This window comes from Actinomadura sp. NAK00032, assembly GCF_013364275.1.
Classification (GTDB): Bacteria; Actinomycetota; Actinomycetes; order Streptosporangiales; family Streptosporangiaceae; genus Spirillospora.
The window spans coordinates 7,886,897-7,904,538 of record NZ_CP054932.1; the positions used below are offsets into that span (position 1 = coordinate 7,886,897).

Annotated in this window: 14 protein-coding genes; 5 read left to right on the forward strand and 9 right to left on the reverse strand. The window is 74.2% G+C overall.

The genetic code is table 11. The features are described from left to right. Positions 1–16 precede the first annotated feature (16 nt). Together HUT06_RS36195 and HUT06_RS36200 are read right to left on the reverse strand one after the other, a co-directional pair. A complete protein-coding gene (locus HUT06_RS36195) occupies positions 17–829 on the reverse strand; it encodes an SAM-dependent methyltransferase (protein ID WP_176199824.1) in 813 nt (270 codons plus the stop codon). A 691-nt stretch (positions 830–1,520) separates the two neighbouring features. Beyond that, positions 1,521–2,564: a PucR family transcriptional regulator gene (locus HUT06_RS36200; protein ID WP_176199825.1), complete on the reverse strand. Its 1,044-nt coding sequence runs from the start codon at positions 2,562–2,564 to the stop codon at positions 1,521–1,523. A 192-nt stretch (positions 2,565–2,756) separates the two neighbouring features. Here HUT06_RS36200 and HUT06_RS36205 point away from each other — a divergent pair, with 192 nt between their 5' ends. Both HUT06_RS36205 and HUT06_RS36210 read left to right on the forward strand, forming a co-directional pair. Further along, positions 2,757–3,452 carry an SDR family NAD(P)-dependent oxidoreductase gene (locus HUT06_RS36205; RefSeq protein WP_176199826.1) on the forward strand — a complete coding sequence of 232 codons (696 nt, stop codon included), beginning with the start codon at positions 2,757–2,759 and terminating at the stop codon, positions 3,450–3,452. Next, positions 3,452–4,198, forward strand: a complete 747-nt coding sequence (locus tag HUT06_RS36210; protein ID WP_176199827.1) for an SDR family NAD(P)-dependent oxidoreductase — start codon at positions 3,452–3,454, stop codon at positions 4,196–4,198. Before HUT06_RS36205 ends, HUT06_RS36210 begins: the two co-directional genes overlap by 1 nt. Positions 4,199–4,301: 103 nt before the next feature. On the opposite strand, the gene HUT06_RS36215 is transcribed toward HUT06_RS36210, so the two are convergent. The 4 genes from HUT06_RS36215 to HUT06_RS36230 form a co-directional block, all read right to left on the reverse strand. Then, on the reverse strand, positions 4,302–5,996 hold the full coding sequence (locus HUT06_RS36215) for a bis-aminopropyl spermidine synthase family protein (protein WP_176199828.1): 1,695 nt from the start codon (positions 5,994–5,996) through the stop codon (positions 4,302–4,304). Between the two features lie 85 nt (positions 5,997–6,081). Next, positions 6,082–6,504 (reverse strand): VOC family protein, encoded by a 423-nt coding sequence (locus HUT06_RS36220; protein WP_176199829.1) that lies wholly within the window; start codon positions 6,502–6,504, stop codon positions 6,082–6,084. Positions 6,505–6,540: 36 nt separating this feature from the next. After that, the gene (locus HUT06_RS36225) at positions 6,541–6,975 is read right to left on the reverse strand and encodes a helix-turn-helix domain-containing protein (protein WP_176199830.1); all 435 of its coding nucleotides are present in this window, start codon (positions 6,973–6,975) and stop codon (positions 6,541–6,543) included. Between the two features lie 204 nt (positions 6,976–7,179). Next, the gene (locus HUT06_RS36230) at positions 7,180–8,634 is read right to left on the reverse strand and encodes an FAD-dependent monooxygenase (RefSeq protein WP_176199831.1); all 1,455 of its coding nucleotides are present in this window, start codon (positions 8,632–8,634) and stop codon (positions 7,180–7,182) included. Positions 8,635–8,841: 207 nt separating this feature from the next. Between HUT06_RS36230 and HUT06_RS36235 the strand changes: the two genes are divergently transcribed. Further along, complete coding sequence (locus HUT06_RS36235; protein ID WP_217711600.1) at positions 8,842–9,681, forward strand: SAM-dependent methyltransferase; 840 nt, start codon at positions 8,842–8,844, stop codon at positions 9,679–9,681. A gap of 178 nt (positions 9,682–9,859) precedes the next feature. Further along, entirely contained in the window at positions 9,860–10,705 is an 846-nt protein-coding gene (locus HUT06_RS36240; RefSeq protein ID WP_254715825.1) for a dienelactone hydrolase family protein, read from the forward strand. Positions 10,706–10,741: 36 nt separating this feature from the next. On the opposite strand, the gene HUT06_RS36245 is transcribed toward HUT06_RS36240, so the two are convergent. Continuing rightward, complete coding sequence (locus tag HUT06_RS36245) at positions 10,742–12,091, reverse strand: CdaR family transcriptional regulator (RefSeq protein ID WP_254715566.1); 1,350 nt, start codon at positions 12,089–12,091, stop codon at positions 10,742–10,744. 346 nt (positions 12,092–12,437) lie between these two features. Between HUT06_RS36245 and HUT06_RS36250 the strand changes: the two genes are divergently transcribed. Continuing rightward, positions 12,438–15,461, forward strand: a complete 3,024-nt coding sequence (locus tag HUT06_RS36250) for an AAA family ATPase (RefSeq protein ID WP_176199834.1) — start codon at positions 12,438–12,440, stop codon at positions 15,459–15,461. Positions 15,462–15,536: 75 nt separating this feature from the next. Here HUT06_RS36250 and HUT06_RS36255 read toward each other — a convergent pair whose 3' ends face one another. Beyond that, a complete protein-coding gene (locus tag HUT06_RS36255) occupies positions 15,537–16,688 on the reverse strand; it encodes an SRPBCC family protein (protein WP_176199835.1) in 1,152 nt (383 codons plus the stop codon). 71 nt (positions 16,689–16,759) lie between these two features. After that, positions 16,760–17,587 carry an SRPBCC family protein gene (locus HUT06_RS36260; RefSeq protein ID WP_176199836.1) on the reverse strand — a complete coding sequence of 276 codons (828 nt, stop codon included), beginning with the start codon at positions 17,585–17,587 and terminating at the stop codon, positions 16,760–16,762. Positions 17,588–17,642 lie beyond the last annotated feature (55 nt).

Here is a 17,642-nt window from a genome sequence, read left to right on the forward strand (position 1 = left end):
CGACCTCCCCTCGGCGTCAGGGTTTCCGCGCCACCGCGCACAGGGTCGGAAGATCTTCGACGTCCATCCCCGGCACCTCGGGCCGCCACGCGCCGCTCGTCACGAGCCCCGGCTCGTCGATCTCCAGGCCCTCGAAGTAGGCGCGGATGAAGTCCGGGCTGCGCAGCCGGAACGGGATGGCGCCGGTCTCGTCGTAGGCGCGCTGGGCGGCGTTGAACGCCTCGTTCTGGTCGGTGGAGTCGTGCAGGATCAGGTAGCTGCCGGACGCCAGCGGCTCCACCAGCCCGCGGACCACCCCGTACGCCTCCTCGGGGTCGACGATGTGCCCCATCACCCCGATCAGCAGCAGCCCGACCGGCTGCGACAGGTCGAGGATCTCCGCCGCCTTGGCCATGATCGTCTTCGGGTCGTGCAGGTCGCAGTCGATGTAGGACGTGCGGCCCTCGGCCGTGCCGGTCAGCAGCGCGCGGGCGTGCGCGAGGACGAGCGGGTCGTTGTCGACGTAGACGACCAGCGCGTCCGGGGCGGCGCGCTGGGCCATCTCGTGGGTGTTGTCGACGGTCGGGAGCCCGGTGCCGCAGTCCATGAACTGGCGGATGCCGCGCTCGAGGGCGAGGAACCTGATCGCGCGGTCCATGAAGTAGCGGCCGGCGCGGGCGATCGGCACGATCCCCGGATACAGCTCGACGTACTGGTCGCCGGCGACCCGGTCGATCTCGTAGTTGTCGGTGCCGCCGAGCCAGTAGTTCCAGATCCGGGCGGACTGCGGAACATCGGTGTTGATCTTCGTCTCCGACCCCTGGTCCGGGCCGCTGGTCGCATCCGTCATCGTCAGACGCTCCTTCGGGGGCGACGGCTCCGTGCGCTGCAAACGCCTGGTGCAAACCTAGACCCGTCCGTCCCGGGGCGGCCAGAAACGCGAAATTCGGTCCTGTCCGCATTCGCATTCAGGACATTATTGACGACCCGCTCAGGACAGGACCGCGAGGTAGGCGTGCCAGAACAGACGGACGGGACTGAAGTGAGCCAGGGGAACTCCCCCGCCGCAATCCCCGCACCCCCTCCCACCCCGCTGATCGCCGACGCGACCGCCACCCTCCCCTGTCCGCACCGAACGCCGCCCGCACCCGCCGGCCACCCAATTGGGAGCGATATGCACCTTTTATCGACTTTCGCCCTCCCCGCGAAGATCACGGCCTCGCCCACGCCCCCGCACGTCCAATGCGCCGAGCCTCAAAACCGCACCCACCGAGACCCGGATCCAGCCCACCTTCGCGACGGACATCTCATTCGAACGCCCCTACCCGACCTCGCAAATCCCGTGCCCGAAAAGCCCACCGCATCCAAGCCCTCCAGCAACCGCATACCCGCCCACGAAATGGCACCGCAAAACGCGACCGCCCACCAGAAAACCCATCCCGAGCAAACCGCACACCCCCATCCACGCACCCCGTCCACGCACCCCGCTCACGCACGCCGGCGGATGGCGGGACGGGGGCCGGGCGGGCGGCCTGACCGGGTCAGCGGGTGGTGGCCCAGATGGCTATCGCCAGGGCGACGCGGTCCTCGAACTGGAGGGGGTCGCGGCCGGTGAGGGACTCGATGCGGGCCAGCCGGTGGCGGAGCGTGTTCGGATGGAGGAAGAGGGCGCGGGACGTGGCGCCGACCGCGCCGCCCATGTCGAGGAAGGTGCGCAGCGACTCGATCAGCCGGGTGCCGTGCGCGGTGTCGTACTCCTTCAGCGGCCGGGCGATCTGCTCGACGAACGGGGTCAGCTGGTCGTGTTCGAGCCGGCCGAGCAGCGCCCGGAACGTGGCGAGGTCGGCGGCCTGCACCACGCCGCCGCTGCGGCGCGCGGCGTCCAGCGCGGCGAGGCTCTCGGCGAGCGACACCGGCAGGTGGTCGAGCGGGCCGGGGCTGCCGATCCCGGCGGGCTCGGACCAGGCGTGCGCGTCGTTGGTGATGAGCAGCGAGGTGTCGTCGTCCAGGCCGAGGACGCCGGGCAGCTCCTCGTCGGCGCCGTCCATCGCGATCACCAGCAGCGCGGCCGGGTCGAGGCCCGCGTCGTCGATCCGCTCGCGCAGCACCTCGGCGGACGCGTGGCCCTGCCGGATCATGCGCAGCAGCCGGCCCGTCTCCTCCCGCTCGTACCGCTCGTCGCGGGTGGAGGCGTCCCGCTCGGCGAACCACTCGGTGAAGCTGACGAACGGCACCTCGGCGGGCACCTCGACCAGCGGCAGGCCGAGCCGGGCGCAGGCGTCCCGCAGCGCCGCCGGGACGTCGTCGGTCACGTCGCCGACGCCGTAGCCGATCACGCTCGCCCGCCCCGCCTTGACGGACTCGGCGAACGCGGCGCAGGCACCCTCGTCCCGCAGCGACGCGCCGGCGGTCAGGACGATCTCGCCGCCGCGCAGGTAGGGCCCGGGGTCGAGCAGCTCGGTGGAGTGCGCCCAGCGGACCGGCCGGTCCAGGCCGCCCTCGCCGGCGACCAGGCGCAGCCGGAACCTCGGCACTTCCAGGAGCTGCCGGACGGTCCCGTACGGCACTGCGGAATCGCTGGTCACAGCTTCACCTTCTCACTCCGGCGCGGAGTCGCCGAGGCACCTGACCGTGATTTGGGGAAGACCGTGCGTTGGACAAGGGCACGACGGTCCGGGCGCGCCGTCGTGCGTTCGGCCAACAAAACCGCGACACCCTTGCCACCTGCGCCTATGTCGGGTTTGCCTGGAAACTTCGGACCGATTCGAGGTGATCTGATGCGCGAGCGCGTCGCACTCGTCGCCGGCGCGGCCGGGGGGATCGGCTCCGCGATGGTGCGGGAGCTGGCCGGCCGCGGCTGGCGGACGGCGGGCCTGGACCTCGTCCCGGCGGCCGACGCCGACCACAGCGTGGGCGTGGACGTGGCGGTCCCGGAGCAGGTGCACGCCGCCGTCCGGCGGATCGAGCGGGAGCTGGGCCCGATCGAGGCCGCGGTGTTCGCGGCCGGGCACTACACGATCGTCCCGGTGTCCGACATCGCCTGGCCGGACTGGCAGCGGATGCTGCGGGTCCACCTCGGCGGCCTGGTGAACATGTGCCGGGCGGTGACCCCGGGAATGGTGGAGCGGGGACGGGGGGCCGTGGTCGCGGTCTCGTCCGCGCTGGCCATCGGCGGCGGGGACGGCGAGGCGCACTACATCGCGGCCAAGGGCGCGATGATCGGGCTCGTCCGGTCGCTGGCCGCGGAGCTGGCGTCGGCCGGGGTGCGGGTGAACGCGCTGGCGCCCGGCCCGACGGACACGCCGCTGCTGCGGCCCGACTCGCCGTGGCGGCGGGCCGCCTACCTGCAGACGCTGCCCACCGGGCGGCTCGCGACGGCGGAGGAGGTCGCGTTCGCCGGCGCGTACCTGGTCGAGGAGGGGACGTTCTGCGCCGGGGAGGTCCTCTCGCCCAACTCGGGGGCGGTGATCTGATGGCGGTCGCACTGGTGACGGGGGCGGCGGGCGGGCTCGGCACGGCGGTCGCGCGGCGGCTCGCGGCGGACGGCCACCGGGTCGCGCTCAACGACCGCCCCGAGCGGGACCTGGGGGCCCTCGCCGCCGAGCTGGACGGCATCGCCGTGCCCGCCGACGTCGCCGACCCGGACGCGGTCGCCGCGATGGTCGGGGACGTGGAGCGGCAGACCGGCACCGACATCGGGATCCTCGTCACCGGCGCCGCGCACATCACCACCGGCCTGCTCGCCGACCACGACCCGGACGACTGGTGGCGGGTGATCGACGTCGACCTCGGCGGGACGTTCGCGTGCGCGCAGGCCGTCATGCCGGGGATGGTGGAGCGCGGCGGCGGCCGGATGGTGCTGATCGGAGCCGAGAGCGGCCTGGTCGGACGGGCGGAGGCGACCGCCTGCTCCGCCGCCAAGGCCGGCATCATCGCGCTCACCAAGGCGCTCGGCCGGGAGCTGGCGCCGCTCGGCATCGCGGTGAACGCGGTCGCGCCGAGCGTGATCGACACGCCGTGGCTGCTGGACATCGCGGAGAGCACCGAGGTGGCGGACGACGAGTACCGCGCCGGGGAGCAGGCACGCGTGCCGCTGGGCCGCATCGCGACCCCCGACGAGATCGCCGCGGCGGTCGCCTTCCTCGCCGACGAACGCCTCCCCATGCTCGTCGGCCAAGTCCTCCTCACCAACGGCGGAACCGTCCGAACCCGCGCCTGACCCACCAAGGCGGCGTCATCCCGGCAAGGCCGACCGTGCATGGGGTTGGCTCAGCCCAGCAGGGCCAGCGTCAGCCGGGCAGCGCAAGGTCGGGTCTACAGGGTCATGTGGGTAGGGCTGCGATTGAGCGGGCGACGTCCTGTTCGAGGACGGGGAAGAGGTGCAGGGGGAGGTCCATCAGCGATCGGTCCAGTAGTTCCGGGCGGCTGGTGGACGATTCGATGGCGGTGCGGGCCTCGCTCTTGGTGAGCGTGCCGCCGGTGGTCTTGCGGAGCGCGATGAGCCCTTCGCGCCACCCGTTGCCGAGCTTTCCGTGCGCCCGCGCGTACATGAAGCCGAGGACGCGCTCGGTGCCGGACTGCTCCTCCGGCCGGGTCCGTTCCGCGAGGACGAGGGCCTGTCCGGGGGCGGGCGTGCCGCGCAGCCACCGGACGATCCGGTACTTGGGCGCGATGAGGCGGGCGAACTCCCGCTGCCCCGCCTCGTCCCTGAGGAAGGGCAGGTCGTCGCGGCAGACGAGCGTGGCCTTGCGCGCGTTGGCGGCCAGCAGCGCCCGCACCGCCGACGCGCCGAACCCCGGAAACAGGTTGACCAGGACGGTGCCGTGGTCCTGAAGGTTCCTGGGCAGCGGCGCGCCGAGGAGGGCGGGCAGCCCGATCCGGCGGCCGGGGGCGTCCTTCGGCCAGTCGGCACCGGCCAGGAGCGTCTTCTCGGCCGGGTCCGCGCCGAGTTCGAGGGCGCGGGCGGCCGACTCGCCGTCCAGGCCGCCGCCCGCCTCCACCGACTGGGAGCCGTGGGTGTACATGGCGGTGCGGGGATCGTCCGCGATGGTCCTCGCGGCGGCTTCGGTCCGCCGGGTGGGGCGCAGGACGTACAGCGCGGCGGCGCTGCCGACCGCCTGGGCACCCACGTACCGGTTGAAGTTCGGCAGCATCGCCTCGTAGGCGAGGTGGAGCGGGTTCAGCGCCTTCTGGACGGCGAGCCCCAGCGCCGGCTGCCGCTCCCCGTACCCGTAGGCCAGCAGCACCCGGCCGTTGCGGTGGTCCCGGAGCCCCTGCAGCCCGCGCGCCGCGAACAGCTGGACGCCGTCCGGCGTGTACGGCGGGTCGGTGAACACCAGGTCGGCGGACTCGCGCAGCACCGCGGGCAGCCCGAGCCGCAGGTCGGCGAAGTGGCAGCGAACGTCCCAGCCGCGCCGCGCCGCCTCCGTGTCGACGAACTCCAGCAGCCGCTCGTCGACGTCCACGACGCTCGCCCGCAGGCCCGGCGCCCCGCCCGCAAGGAAGAGGCCGAGCGAGGTCAGGTCGTGGTCGCCGACGAGGAGGACGTGCGCGCCGGTCAGGTCGAAGCCGTCCAGCATGAAACGGGCCCGCTTGACCACGGTCTCGGCGGTGGCGGGGACGTGGTCGAGCGCCTGCACAGGTGGCGGCGCCGCGCCGATCAGCGCCTCCGCCGCGGCGACGGCCGCCGGGTCGCGGCGCGCGGACTCCGCCCACGGGTCGAGGGCGACGAACGGCTCCCGCTCGTCGAACGCGTCGCGGTACCTCTCGGCGCACCGCTTCGCGATGCGCTTCCCGTCCCCGGACGTTTCGAGGTCCGGTTCCAGGGCCCGGAAGACCGCTTCGACCGTCCGGCGCGACGTCCCGGTGGCGGCGACGACGTCCTCGACGGTGCGGAAGTCGCCGGCGGCCAGCAGCCGACCGGCCTGGTCGATGCGCCGGGCGTCGATGCCGAACTCGGCCCGCAGCGCGCGGACGGCCTCCAGCGGGTCTTGCTGCTGCTGCTCGGCATTCGTCATGGATCGGATCTGCTCCGCTCGGCGGGGACGCTCGGGCCACGATCCTATGAGCCGCGCGAGGCCGCGCCCGCCCCGCCGCCCGCCGTCAGCCCATGGGGAACATCTCGGTCAGCCGGATGTGGTTGCCGGACGGGTCCCGGAACGAGGAGTCGATGCCGTAGGGCGCCTCCTCGGGCTTCTCCACGAACTCGACGCCGCGCGCGGTCAGCTCCCGGTAGGACGCATGGCAGTCGTCCGTGCCGAGGAAGATCGTCCCGGCGAACCCCTTGCCCATCAGCTCCCGCACCTGCCCGGCGGTCGCCTCGTCCATCACGGGCTCACCCGGGACGAGCATCAGCACGATCGACACGTCGGGCTGCCCCACCGGGCCGACCGCCAACCACCGGAACCCGCCCATCTCCGGCAGGCTCACGTCGATGCGGACCTCCATCCCGAGCTTCCCGGTGTAGAAGGCGAGCGCCTCGTCCTGGTCGTGGACCCACAGCTGGGTGCTGGCAAGCGTGATCATCGGTTCCTCCGCGCCTCTCGTCGGTGGACCATCACGCTAGGTGGAGGACGCGGCGCCGTCTTCTCGAAACGTCCGGAGTTTCGGACGTCCGTATACGCGCAGCACGCACGGCGGGATGCGCGCGTACACGGCCGCCGGCGGGAACGACGCGCGGTAGGCGGTGGGCGGCATGCCGAACATCCGGGTGAAGCTGGTCGTGAAGGAGCCGATGCTCTGCAGGCCCACGCTCACGCAGACGTCGGCCACGGACCGGTCGGTCGTCCGCAGCAGCGCCGCCGCGCGCTCCAGCCGCCGCGTCAGCAGGTAGGCGTGCGGCGACTCGCCGAACGCCCGCCGGAACTGCTCGCTGAAGTGCGCCCGCGACAGCCCGGCGGCGCTCGCGAGATCCGCCACGGTGAGCGGCTCGAAGTACCGCGCATCGGCAAGCTCCCTGGCCCGCAGCAGGTGACGGGCGGGAGGAACGGACGCCATGCCCACCAGTATGCCCAGCCGCCCTCCCCCACCTACAGCGCGCGGGGCACCGCCAACACTGCTCCCGTCAACGCCCGACCGGACCGACGATCACAACGGCGTCGGCGGACTCACCCGTAGGACGCGACTCCGACAAACCGCGCCTCACCGACCCTGCGCTAAGCCGAACGCACTCTCGACCGACTGCGCTCCCGGCCGGTGGTGTCACGCCGTGGTGCTGGTGAGGCGGGTTAGGTGGGCGCGGATTGTGTTGGCGTCGCCTGTGCAGGCGATGTAGCCGTCCGGGCGGATCAAGGTCAGGGCCGCGCCGTCGGACGCGAAAGCGGCGCGGACTTCGCCGTTACGGTCCTGGTAGTCGCCCATCTCGCCGATCGTGACGAGGCGGACGCCGGGGTTTTCGAAGTCTGTGTCGGACGAACCCGGGTCGAAGGCGAGGACGGTCAGGTGGGGGCCGCGGAGCAGGTCGTGTACGCGGTGCTGGGCGCCGTCCTTGCCGTGCAGGACGCCGTCCGGGGCGCGGGTGCCGCCGAGCGGGCCGGACGATAGTGAGCTGTCGGGGTAGCCGAGGGAAAGCTGCCGCGTCTCCTCGCCGCGCTGGTGCGCGTCCGCCTGGCCCTCGACGGCCTTCTGGTAGAGGGCCGTGCTGATGCCGAGGACACCGGCGGCGATGGGCAGCCGCTCCTCCTCGTAGGTGTCGAGCAGGGACGCAGGCGCGCCGTCCACGACCGCGGCCAGCTTCCAGCCGAGGTTGTAGGCGTCCTGGACGCCGGTGTTGAGGCCCTGCCCGCCCGCCGGGGAGTGGACGTGGGCGGCGTCGCCGGCCAGGAAGGCGCGGCCGGAGCGGAAGCGTTCGGCCATCCGGATGTTGACCCGGTAGACGGAGCTCCAGGTCAGGTCCGCCAGGCGGATGTCGCTGCGGCCGGACGCCTCCTCCAGGGCCTTCTGGTAGGTGGCGAGGGTGAGCTCGGGGTCCGCGTCCGGCGCGATCGGGGCGGTGATCTGGAAGTCGTCCGTCCCCGCGAGCGGGAACAGGCCGACGCGGACGGACTGCGTCGCCAGGTCGGCCCAGGTGTGCCAGTGGTCCCGGTCGAGGTCGGGGGTCCGGACGTCGCCGATGAGCATGCGCTCCTCGTCGCGGGTCTCGCCGTCGAAGGCGATCCCGAGGGTCCTGCGGACGGTGCTCCGGCCGCCGTCGGCCCCGACGAGGTAGGCGGCGCGCACGGTGGTCCCGTCCGCGAGCGTGGCGGTGACCCCGTCCGCGTCCTGGGCGAACGCGGCCAGTTCGCCCTGCTCCACCCGACCGCCCAGCTCCGCCAGGCGGTCGCGGAGGATCTCCTCGGTGCGCCACTGCGGCACCCCCAGCACGTTCGGGTACGGGACGGCGGCCGTCGCGGCCTTCGTCTCGCTCATCCGCCCCTCCCACACGACCTCGCCGCCCGCGTAGGCGCGGATCGGCGGATACACGGCGCCCGCCGCGCGGATCGCGCCGATCACCCCGAGGTCGTCGAAGACCTCCAGCGTGCGCGGCTGGAGGCCCTTGCCGCGCGAGCCGGTGCGGATGCCGGGGTCGATGATCCGGTGCCGGACGCCGCGCCGGGCGAGGTCGACCGCGAGGGTGAGGCCGGTCGGGCCGGCTCCGATGATGAGGACGTCGATCATGGTGTTCTCCCTTCCGGAACCGAGTCTGCGGCGGCGACCTGGCAGAACGCTGCCAGCGCGCTGACAGCGACTGCCGCCCGCGCGGTACCGATATTGTGATGGTGCATTTATCGGCAATTTATTTCGCTCTGTTATGCTGAAGAAATCGGCCGGTATGTTCCCTGGGGACGAAAGGGGAACAGGTCGATGGACGAGGGACGGCCCAGCATGACCGCGCTTTCCGCGGCGGCGGCGCGGGCGGCGCATCCGGTGGCGGACGGCACGCCGGTGATCTTCACGGACACGGTCGCGGCGCGGCTGCTCGGCGGCCGCGCGGACGAGATGATCGGCTACCACCGCACGCGGGGCGACCACATCATCCTGGCCGGGACCAGGGCGATCACGACCGTCCGGGCCCGCTACGCCGAGCAGCGTCTAGCCGCGCACGGGCAGTACGTGGTCCTCGGCGCGGGCCTCGACACCTACGCCTACCGCGGCGATCCGGGAATCCGCGTGTTCGAGGTCGATCATCCGGCGACGCAGGAATGGAAAAGGGGCCTGCTGGCGGCGGCCGGCATCCCGGTGCCGGAGCAGGTCTCATTCGTGCCCGTGGATTTCGAAACCGACGACCCTTTCCAGAAACTCGCCGGAACCGGAACCGGAACCGGAATCGGACCCGGGTTCGCCCCGGCGGAGACCGCGCTAGTCAGCTGGCTCGGCGTCAGCTTCTTCCTCACCCGGGACGCCGTCGCGAGCACCCTCGACGGCATCGCCCGGCTCGCGCCCGGCACCGAACTCGTCCTGGACTACGCCCTTCCCGACGGCCTCCGCGACGCCGAAGGGGACGCCTACGCGCGGATCGCCGCGCAGGTCGTCGGGGAGAACGCCGAGCCGTACCGGTCGCACTTCGCGCCCGAAGAGATGGACGCCCTGCTCAAGGCCCACGGCCTCGACGTCACCGAGAACGTCCCGCTGGAGCGCGCCGTCCCACCGGAGACCTGGCGGCGGACGGACGCGCTGCGCCCGTTCGACCTCTTCCGGCTGGCCAGGGCCGTCGTCCCGGGATGACCGGCGATTTCGCCGATGCCGGGGGCCGGGCGGCGTGCCGAGAATGTGCGCATCCTGGAGCCGGTCCCCCGGCTCCGCCCCGTTCCGGGGAGCCGGCTCTCCGGCTCCTCCCCCCGAACAGGAGCGATCCGACGTGCGATCCATCCCCAGGCGCGCCCCCGGCCGCGCGGCGAAGACGCTGCTCGCCGCGGCCCTCACCGCCGGCGCACTCGCCGTCCCGCAGGCCGCCGCGCAGGCGGCCGACAACCCCTACGAGCGCGGCCCCGCGCCGTCCGAGAGCAGCATCGAGGCGCTGCGCGGCCCGTTCGCGACGTCCCAGACGAGCGTGTCGTCGCTGAGCGTGACCGGCTTCGGCGGCGGGACGATCTACTACCCGACCAGCACCGCCGAGGGGACGTTCGGCGCGGTCGCGGTCGCGCCCGGCTTCACCGCCGACCAGAGCAGCATGGCCTGGCTCGGCCCGCGGCTGGCCTCCCAGGGCTTCGTGATCTTCACGATCGACACCAACACCCGGCTCGACCAGCCGAGCAGCCGCGCCCGGCAGCTGGAGGCCGCGCTCGACTACCTCACGCAGCGCAGCGGCGTCCGGTCCCGGATCGACGCGACCCGGCTCGGCGTGATGGGCCACTCGATGGGCGGCGGCGGGACGCTGGAGGCCGCCGAGGAGCGCCCGCAGCTGCAGGCCGCGATCCCGCTGACCCCGTGGGACCTGCAGAAGAACTTCTCGGACGTGCGCGTCCCCACGATGATCATCGGCGCCGAGGCGGACACGATCGCGCCCGTCGCCCAGCACTCCGAGCCGTTCTACACCAGCATCCCGGCGTCGTCGGAGAAGGCGTACCTGGAGCTGAACGGCGCCAGCCACTTCGCGCCGAACATCGCGAACACGACGATCGCGAAGTACAGCATCTCCTGGCTCAAGCGGTACATCGACAACGACACCCGCTACGACCAGTTCCTGTGCCCCGGTCCCGGCCGTGACCTGAACATCTCCGAGTACCGGGACACCTGCCCGAACTCCTAGCCCCGCCCCCCGTCCCGCCCCTGACCCGGGGCTCCCCTACCGGCCGGGCCGCCCGTTGCCTCCCCGCACGGGCGGCCCGGCCATGCCGCCGTCGGCCGCCGCGCCGTCCTCCGCGCCGTGCAGCCGCAGCGCGCTGAGCGCGAGGGCCAGCTCGACGAGGTCGCCGGGGCGGGTGAGCGTCCGCCCGGTGAGCTGCTCGATCTTGCGGAGCCGGTTGAGGACGGTGTTGCGGTGGCAGAACAGCCGGTCCGCCGCGCGGGCCGCGGAGCCGTCGCACTCCAGCCAGGTCTCCAGCGTCGTCAGCAGGACGTCGCGGAACCCGGGATCCACGTCGCCGAGGCCGCCGAGCGCGACATGCCCGAGCCGGCCGGCGAGGCGCGGCTGGGACAGCACGAGCGCGTCCGGGAGGCGGCGGTCCAGCCGGGCGATCTGGTTGCCGGGGCCGCGGCACGTCCGCAGCGCCAGCTCGGCGAACCAGCGGGCGCCGCCCAGCTCGGCGAGCGACCCGACGACCGGGCTCACCCCGGCGTGCGAGCGCGCGTACGGGCGGACGGCGGCGACGAGGTCGTCGAGTTCGGCGGCGCCGAGCGCGACCAGCGCCACCTGCGCATCGGTGCGCAGCCGCCAGATGAACCGCATCCCGCCGGTGTCGGCGGGGCGCCGGTCGACGCCGTCCCCGAAGCCGCACTCGGCGCCCAGCATCACGACCGCGTACCGGCCGGTCACGGGCAGCCCGAGGACGGACGTCGCGGTCGCGAGCAGCCCGCCGTCGGCGCCCTGCCCGTCCAGCAGCGCGTCCACGATCGCCTGGACGCGCTCCTCGCTGCGCCGCGCGAGCGCCAGCTCGGTGCGGTGGTAGGCGGCCGCGGCGGCGCCGGACTGCTGGTCGATGGTGTCCCAGGTGCGGGTCGCCTGCCGGATCAGCGCCGGGACGTTCTCCGAGTCGTGCTGCCCGACGACCTCGACGACCGCCTCCCAGAACACCCGCCCGGCGAGCCGGTAGGAGCGCAGCAGCTGGTCGAGGGGCTGACCCTGGTGCGCCCGGCGCTGCCCGAGCCGGCGCGCCCAGTCGAGGTCGGCGCGGCCCCGGCTCGGTTCGAGGATCGTCTTGAAGCCGTGCCCGAGCCCGGTGTGGCACATCTCCCACACGTCGTGCCGGAACGCGTCGTCGCGATCGCCCCGGTCGCCGGACAGGATCTCGGCGGTCAGCCGGTCGGCGAGGTCGGGCAGCCGGTCCGACAGGCGGAGCACGGCCTTGCGCATGATGGTCCGGTCGGCGTCCAGCGGGCGAGCCGGCTCGGGCCGCCGCTCCGACGCCCCGCCGGCCGTCCTGGCCGCAGTTCCGCCTGCGGTCCCGGTGGACGTCCCGTCTGCGGTCCCGTCCACGGGCCCGGCTGCGGTTCCTTCTACGGTCCCGGCCGCCGTCCCGTTCGCTCTCCCGTTCACTGTCGCGGACCGTCCTGCCGTCATCGCGGGCCACCTCCAGCACAACGCGGGGGCCTCATCGTGCCATCGGTGGCGCCTGCGGGCCATCGCGGGACGCCCAGACTGTGCGGGCTCACAACGGGGGCCCGTCCGGATTGCGCCGTGGCCACGAAACGGAGGCGGGCTCTGGACCGCCGGCGGGCGGCCGTGCTCACCTATGGTCCCCTTCCCTTTTGAGACCCCGTCCAATAGAGGAGCCGCCTACGGCGCCCGGCCGAGGTCAGTTCCCCGATGAGGAGGGACCGGCATGACCCACCCCCAGCCCGAGCCCCACTCCCGCCCCCACTCCCACTCCCGCCCCCACTCCCAGCCCGGACTGCATGGGCGCGACCGCGAGATCCAGACGATCGAGGCGGTGCTCGACCGGGCCCGCGGCGGCCAGGGCGGCGCCCTGACCATCGCCGGGGACGCCGGCATCGGCCGGACGGCGCTGCTGGAGGCCGCCGTCCGCAGGGCCGCGGACGGCTTCCGGACGTTCGGGACCACGGGCGTCCCCGGGGAGACGGACGTCCGCTACGCGGGCCTGCACCGGCTGCTGCGCCCGCTCGCGGCGGAGATCGCCCAGCTCCCGCCCGCGCAGCGCGGCGCGCTCGGCACGATCATGGACGGGGCGCCGAGCGCCGCGCCGTTCGTCCTCTACACGGCGGTGTGCGAGCTGCTGAGCCTGGCCGCGCGGAAGGGCCCGGTGCTGTGCTGGGCGGACGACGCGCACCGGCTCGACCGCGGCTCGCTGGAGGTGCTGGCGTTCGCGGCGCGCCGCGTCCAGGACGAGCCGGTCGCGGTGCTGTTCGCCGTCCGCGACGACCGCCCCGGCCCGGCCGGGGGCGCGGACGGAAACGCAGCCGAGGCGGCGGGCACGCTGGCCGGAATCCCGCGGCTGCGGCTCGCACCCCTCGCCGAGGAGGCGAGCCGCCGCGTCCTCCAGGACGCGCTGAGCGCCGACGCCGGGGGCGGCGGCGACCGCGCCGCGAGCGAAACCGGCCCGGCATGCGGGGCGGGCGGGGCGGGCGCCGGGGACGGCGACCTCGCCGAGGAGATCGTCGACCTGGCGTGCGGGCGTCCGCTCGCGATCCGGGAGCTGGCCGCCGCGCTGACGCCCGGGCAGCTGTCGGGCGCGGCGCCGCCGCCCCGCGCGCTCCCCGCCGCCGGCTCGCTGCGCGGCCGCTACCGGCGCCGCCACCTGGGGCTGCCCGCCGGCGCGCGGCGGCTCGTGCTGATGGCGGTGGCCGAGGAGTGGATCGGCGCCGCGACCCTGGCGCGGGCGACCCGGCTGGACGGCATCGAACCGGCCGACCTGGACGCCGCCCGCGATTCGGGGCTGCTGCGGTTCGAGGGCGAGGGCGTCGCGGTCCGCAACCGGCTCGTCCGGTCCTCGCTGTGGGCGGACGCGTCCCGCGCGGAGCGGCAGGACGCGCACGCGCTGCTCGCCGGGGTCCTCGTCCAGGACTGGCAGCGGCCCCGGCGGCAGTGGCACCGCGCGGCCGTCGCCGGCGAACCCGACGACGCGCTCGCCGCCGAGCTGGCGGACGCGGCGGCGGCCTGCCGGCGCGCGGGCCGCTACGCCGACTCGTGGCGGCTCTGGCAGCGGGCCGCGACGCTCACCGTCGAGCAGGGCGTCCGGACCGACCGGTTCCTCGCCGCCGCCGGGGACGCCTGGGCGAGCGGCCGGTCCCGGCGGGCCCGCGCGATGCTCCGGCAGGTCCGGCCGCCCGCCTGGGACGGGACGGGCGCCGCCCGCGCCGCCCTGCTGCGCGGCGAGATCGAGGTCGCGGCGGGCACCCCGGCGGCGGCGGTGCCCGCGCTGCGGGACGCCGCCGAACGGCTCGCCGGCTCCGACGCCGAGGCGGCACTGGACGCGCTGATGTGGGCCGCCGAGGCCGCCGACGCCGCCGGGGACACCCACGGCTACCTGGAGATCGCCGACCGCGCGGCGTCGCTACCGTCCCCGCCGGCGTCGCTGCCGACCCCGCCGCGCTCCGGGGACGTACGGGGCGAGTTGATGCTGGCGCACCTCGGCGGCATGGCGGCGATGGTGCGCGGCCGCTACCGGGAGGCGGTGGACCGGCTCAGCACCGCCGTCCGGCTCGGCGCCGTGACCACCGACCCGCCCACGCTGGTGTGGGCGGCGCTGGCCGCGTTCGCACTGGGGGACGCCCCGCGCACCCGCGCCCTCACCGCCGAGGCCGTCACGTCCGCCCGGCGGCTCGGCGACGCGCCCGCCGAGTCGTACGCGCTCCTCGTCGCCGGACGGTGCGAGGCGCTCCTCGGGCACCCGCCGGGGCCGATCGCCGCCTGCCACGACGGGCTGCGCCTCGCCCGCGCGACCCGGCTGCACGGCCACGCCACCGAGCAGCTCGCCACGCTCGCGCTCACCGCCGCGTTCAACGGCGACACCGCCGCCGCGAACGCGCGGCTGGCGCTGCTCACCGACACCGCGGACCTGCGCGGCCGCACCCGCGCCGCCGCGTTCGGCTCGTGGGCGCCCGCCTGCCTGGACCTCGCCGCGGACCGTCCCGCCGACGCCGCCGCACGGCTCCGGCTACCGGGCGGCGCCGGGCTCGCCCACCTCCCGGCGCGGCTGTTCGCCGTCCCGCACCTGGTCGAGGCGCTGGTCCGCACCGGCGAGCACGAGGAGGCGGCCCGAGCCTACGAACGCTTCCGCGCCTGGACGGAGGGGATCGGCACCACCGGTCCGCATGGGGCTCCTGGACGGGACGCGCTCAAGCGGCGCTGCCAGGCCCTGCTCGCCGAGCGGGACGCCGACGCCGAGGAGCACTTCACCGAGGCGCTGCGGCTGCACGAGGCCGCCGGCGCCGTGTTCGACCTCGCCCGCACGGAGCTGCTGTTCGGGCACCGGCTGCGGCGCGGCCGGCGGCCCCGCGCCGCTCGCGCCCACCTGCGCGCCGCGCTGCGGATCTTCGAGCGGTACGGCGCCGCCCCGTGGACCGCGCAGGCCCGCGCGGAGCTGCGCGCCGCCGGAGAGACGATCACGCCGCCCCCGCCGGCCGTGCCGCCCGTCCCCGAGCGGGGGACGGTGGGGACGGGCGGCACGCGGGCCCCCGGTTCCGCGCCCCCGCGCGCGGCGAGCGGATTCGGCAAGCTCACCGCGCAGCAGGCGCACATCGCCCGGATGGCGGCCGAGGGCGCCACCAACCGGGAGATCGCGGCGCGGCTGCTGCTCAGCCCGCGGACGATCGACCACCATCTCCGCAACGTCTTCACCCGGCTCGGGATCCGGTCGCGCGTCGAGCTGGCCCGGCTCATCCGCTGAGCGGCGGCCGCGGGGGCCCGTGTCCCGGAGGTCCGTGTCCCGGGGGTCCGTGTCCCGGGGGTCCGTGTCCCGGGGTCAGACCTCCTCGTACTCCTTCTCGGCGTCCTCGTTCTTGGCCTTGGCGCCGGAGCCGTTCCTGCCCTTGGCCGGCTTCTTCTCCGTGCTCTCGGCACTCTGGGACTTCTTGGGCTTGTCGGACTTCTCGTCCTCGATGGCGTCCTCGTGCGTCCGGACGACCTCGCCGTCGCGGATCTCACCGCGCCAGCCCTCGACCTCGTCGGCGCGGGTGAGCGACTGCGTCATCACGTACCGGCGGAAGTGCTTGAGCTCCAGCCGCGCCCGGCGGCCCTGCGCGCGCCAGAGGTTGCCGGTCCGCTCCATGAAGCCCTGCGGGTGGTATTCGAGGACGACCAGGACGCGGGTCAGGTTCGGGGACAGCTCATGGAAGCTGACCGTCCCGTCCACGTGCCCCTTCGGCCCCTTCGAACGCCACACGACGTGCTCGTCCGGGACCTGCTCGACGATCGTGGACTCCCAGGTCCGCGCCGACCAGAAGATCTTCGCCTTCCAGTTCAGCTTGGCCTCGTCGGCCTGCTCGACGCTGATGACCTTCTTCATGAAGGACGGGTAGTCCTGGAACCGCGTCCACTGGTCGTAGACGAGACGGCGCGGCGCACCGACGTCGATGTGCTCGACGATGTTGGTGACCTTCACCTTCTTACCGCCACCGCCGCCACCGCCGACCTTCTTGGCGTCGTCCTTGGCGTCGTCCTCGCCCTGGCCGCCGGGGAGGGCGCTGCCGACGGTGTCCTTGAGCCGGCCGAGCACGCCCTGCCCGTTGCTGCTCTCACCGGCGCCGCCGCTCTTCTCAGGCTTCTCGGACGTCTCGGGGCCCTTGCCCTTCGCCGCGCTCTTCACCGCGTCCTTCGTCGCCTTGGCCGTGCCCTTCTTCTCCTCGGTGCCGGACGTGTTCCCGCTCTGCTCGCCGCGGCGTCCGGCGAGGGCGCGGCTCGCCGCGACGGCCGCGCCGGCGCCGAGCAGGACGCCGCCCGCGGTGCCGGCGGTCCGCCCGCCGGGCACGTTCTTGGGAAGGCCCTTGGGAAAGGCCTTCGGGACGCTCTTGCCGATACGGCCCAGGCCCGGGACGCGGCTGCCGCGCCGCCCGCCCGGAAGCCGTTTGGCGATCTGTCCGACGGGCGACCGGCCCGTCAGGATTCCGCGTGCCATGGTGTTACCTCACTCGGGTTGATCACTTGGTGTCGGTCATGTGGTCGGTCATGCGCATGTGGGGGTGTCGGTCATCTGGGGGATGAGACGGTCTCGCCGTCGCGGATCTCGCCGCGCCACCCCTCGACCTCGTCGGGCCGGGTGAGCGACTGCGTCATCACGTGCCGGCGGAAGTGCTTGAGCTCCAGGCGCGCCCGGCGGCCCTGCGCGCGCCAGAGGTTGCCGGTCCGTTCGAACAGGCCGGCGGGGCGGTACTCCAGGACGAGCAGGACGCGGGTCAGGTCCGGGGTCAGTTCGTGGAAGCTGACGGCCCCGTCCGCATGGCCCTTCGGCCCCTTCGATCGCCAGACGATGTGCTCGTCCGGGACCTGCTCGACGATCGTGGACTCCCACGTCCGCGCCGACCAGAAGATCTTCGCCTTCCAGTTCAGCTTGGCCTCGTCGGCCTGCTCGACGCTGATGACCTTCTTCATGAAGGACGGGTAGTCCTGGAACCGCGTCCACTGGTCGTAGACCAGGCGGCGCGGCGCACCGATGTCGATCTGCTCGATGATGTTGGTCGGCTTCCGTCCGCGCCCGCGCCCGAAGAGGCGGGCGAGGGTCTCCTTCAAGGCCGTCCAGCCGAAGCTCAGCAGCGCGCGGAACGGGGACTTGCCGTCGCGCAGCGCCGCGACCCCGGCCACCGCCGCCTTGCCGAGCGGGCCCGCCTGCTCGGCCCGCGCGACGAGGCGCCGGGTCTCGCGCTCCAGCCGCCGCTCGACCCCGCGCACGACCCCCCGCACGGCGCGGCGGCCGAGACGCCGGGCCGACAGCGCGGCCACGGCCGCACCGGCACCCGCCGCGACGCCGACGGCGGTGCCGGTGGCGGCGCCGGTGCCCGCGCCGGTCCGGGTCTTCATGTCGTGTCCACCTCGCCTCTGCCTCGCCGTCCACTCGGATAGGCGCCGGGTTACC

What these genes read in the sequence shown, in the direction of transcription:
- HUT06_RS36195 (WP_176199824.1), bottom strand. Translation starts at nt 829, where the DNA reads ATGACGGATGCGACCAGCGGCCCGGACCAGGGGTCGGAGACGAAGATC.
- HUT06_RS36205 (WP_176199826.1), top strand. Translation starts at nt 2,757, where the DNA reads ATGCGCGAGCGCGTCGCACTCGTCGCCGGCGCGGCCGGGGGGATCGGC.
- HUT06_RS36210 (WP_176199827.1), top strand. Translation starts at nt 3,452, where the DNA reads ATGGCGGTCGCACTGGTGACGGGGGCGGCGGGCGGGCTCGGCACGGCG.
- HUT06_RS36215 (WP_176199828.1), bottom strand. Translation starts at nt 5,996, where the DNA reads ATGACGAATGCCGAGCAGCAGCAGCAAGACCCGCTGGAGGCCGTCCGC.
- HUT06_RS36220 (WP_176199829.1), bottom strand. Translation starts at nt 6,504, where the DNA reads ATGATCACGCTTGCCAGCACCCAGCTGTGGGTCCACGACCAGGACGAG.
- HUT06_RS36225 (WP_176199830.1), bottom strand. Translation starts at nt 6,975, where the DNA reads ATGGCGTCCGTTCCTCCCGCCCGTCACCTGCTGCGGGCCAGGGAGCTT.
- HUT06_RS36230 (WP_176199831.1), bottom strand. Translation starts at nt 8,634, where the DNA reads ATGATCGACGTCCTCATCATCGGAGCCGGCCCGACCGGCCTCACCCTC.
- HUT06_RS36235 (WP_217711600.1), top strand. Translation starts at nt 8,842, where the DNA reads ATGACCGCGCTTTCCGCGGCGGCGGCGCGGGCGGCGCATCCGGTGGCG.
- HUT06_RS36250 (WP_176199834.1), top strand. Translation starts at nt 12,438, where the DNA reads ATGACCCACCCCCAGCCCGAGCCCCACTCCCGCCCCCACTCCCACTCC.
- HUT06_RS36255 (WP_176199835.1), bottom strand. Translation starts at nt 16,688, where the DNA reads ATGGCACGCGGAATCCTGACGGGCCGGTCGCCCGTCGGACAGATCGCC.
- HUT06_RS36260 (WP_176199836.1), bottom strand. Translation starts at nt 17,587, where the DNA reads ATGAAGACCCGGACCGGCGCGGGCACCGGCGCCGCCACCGGCACCGCC.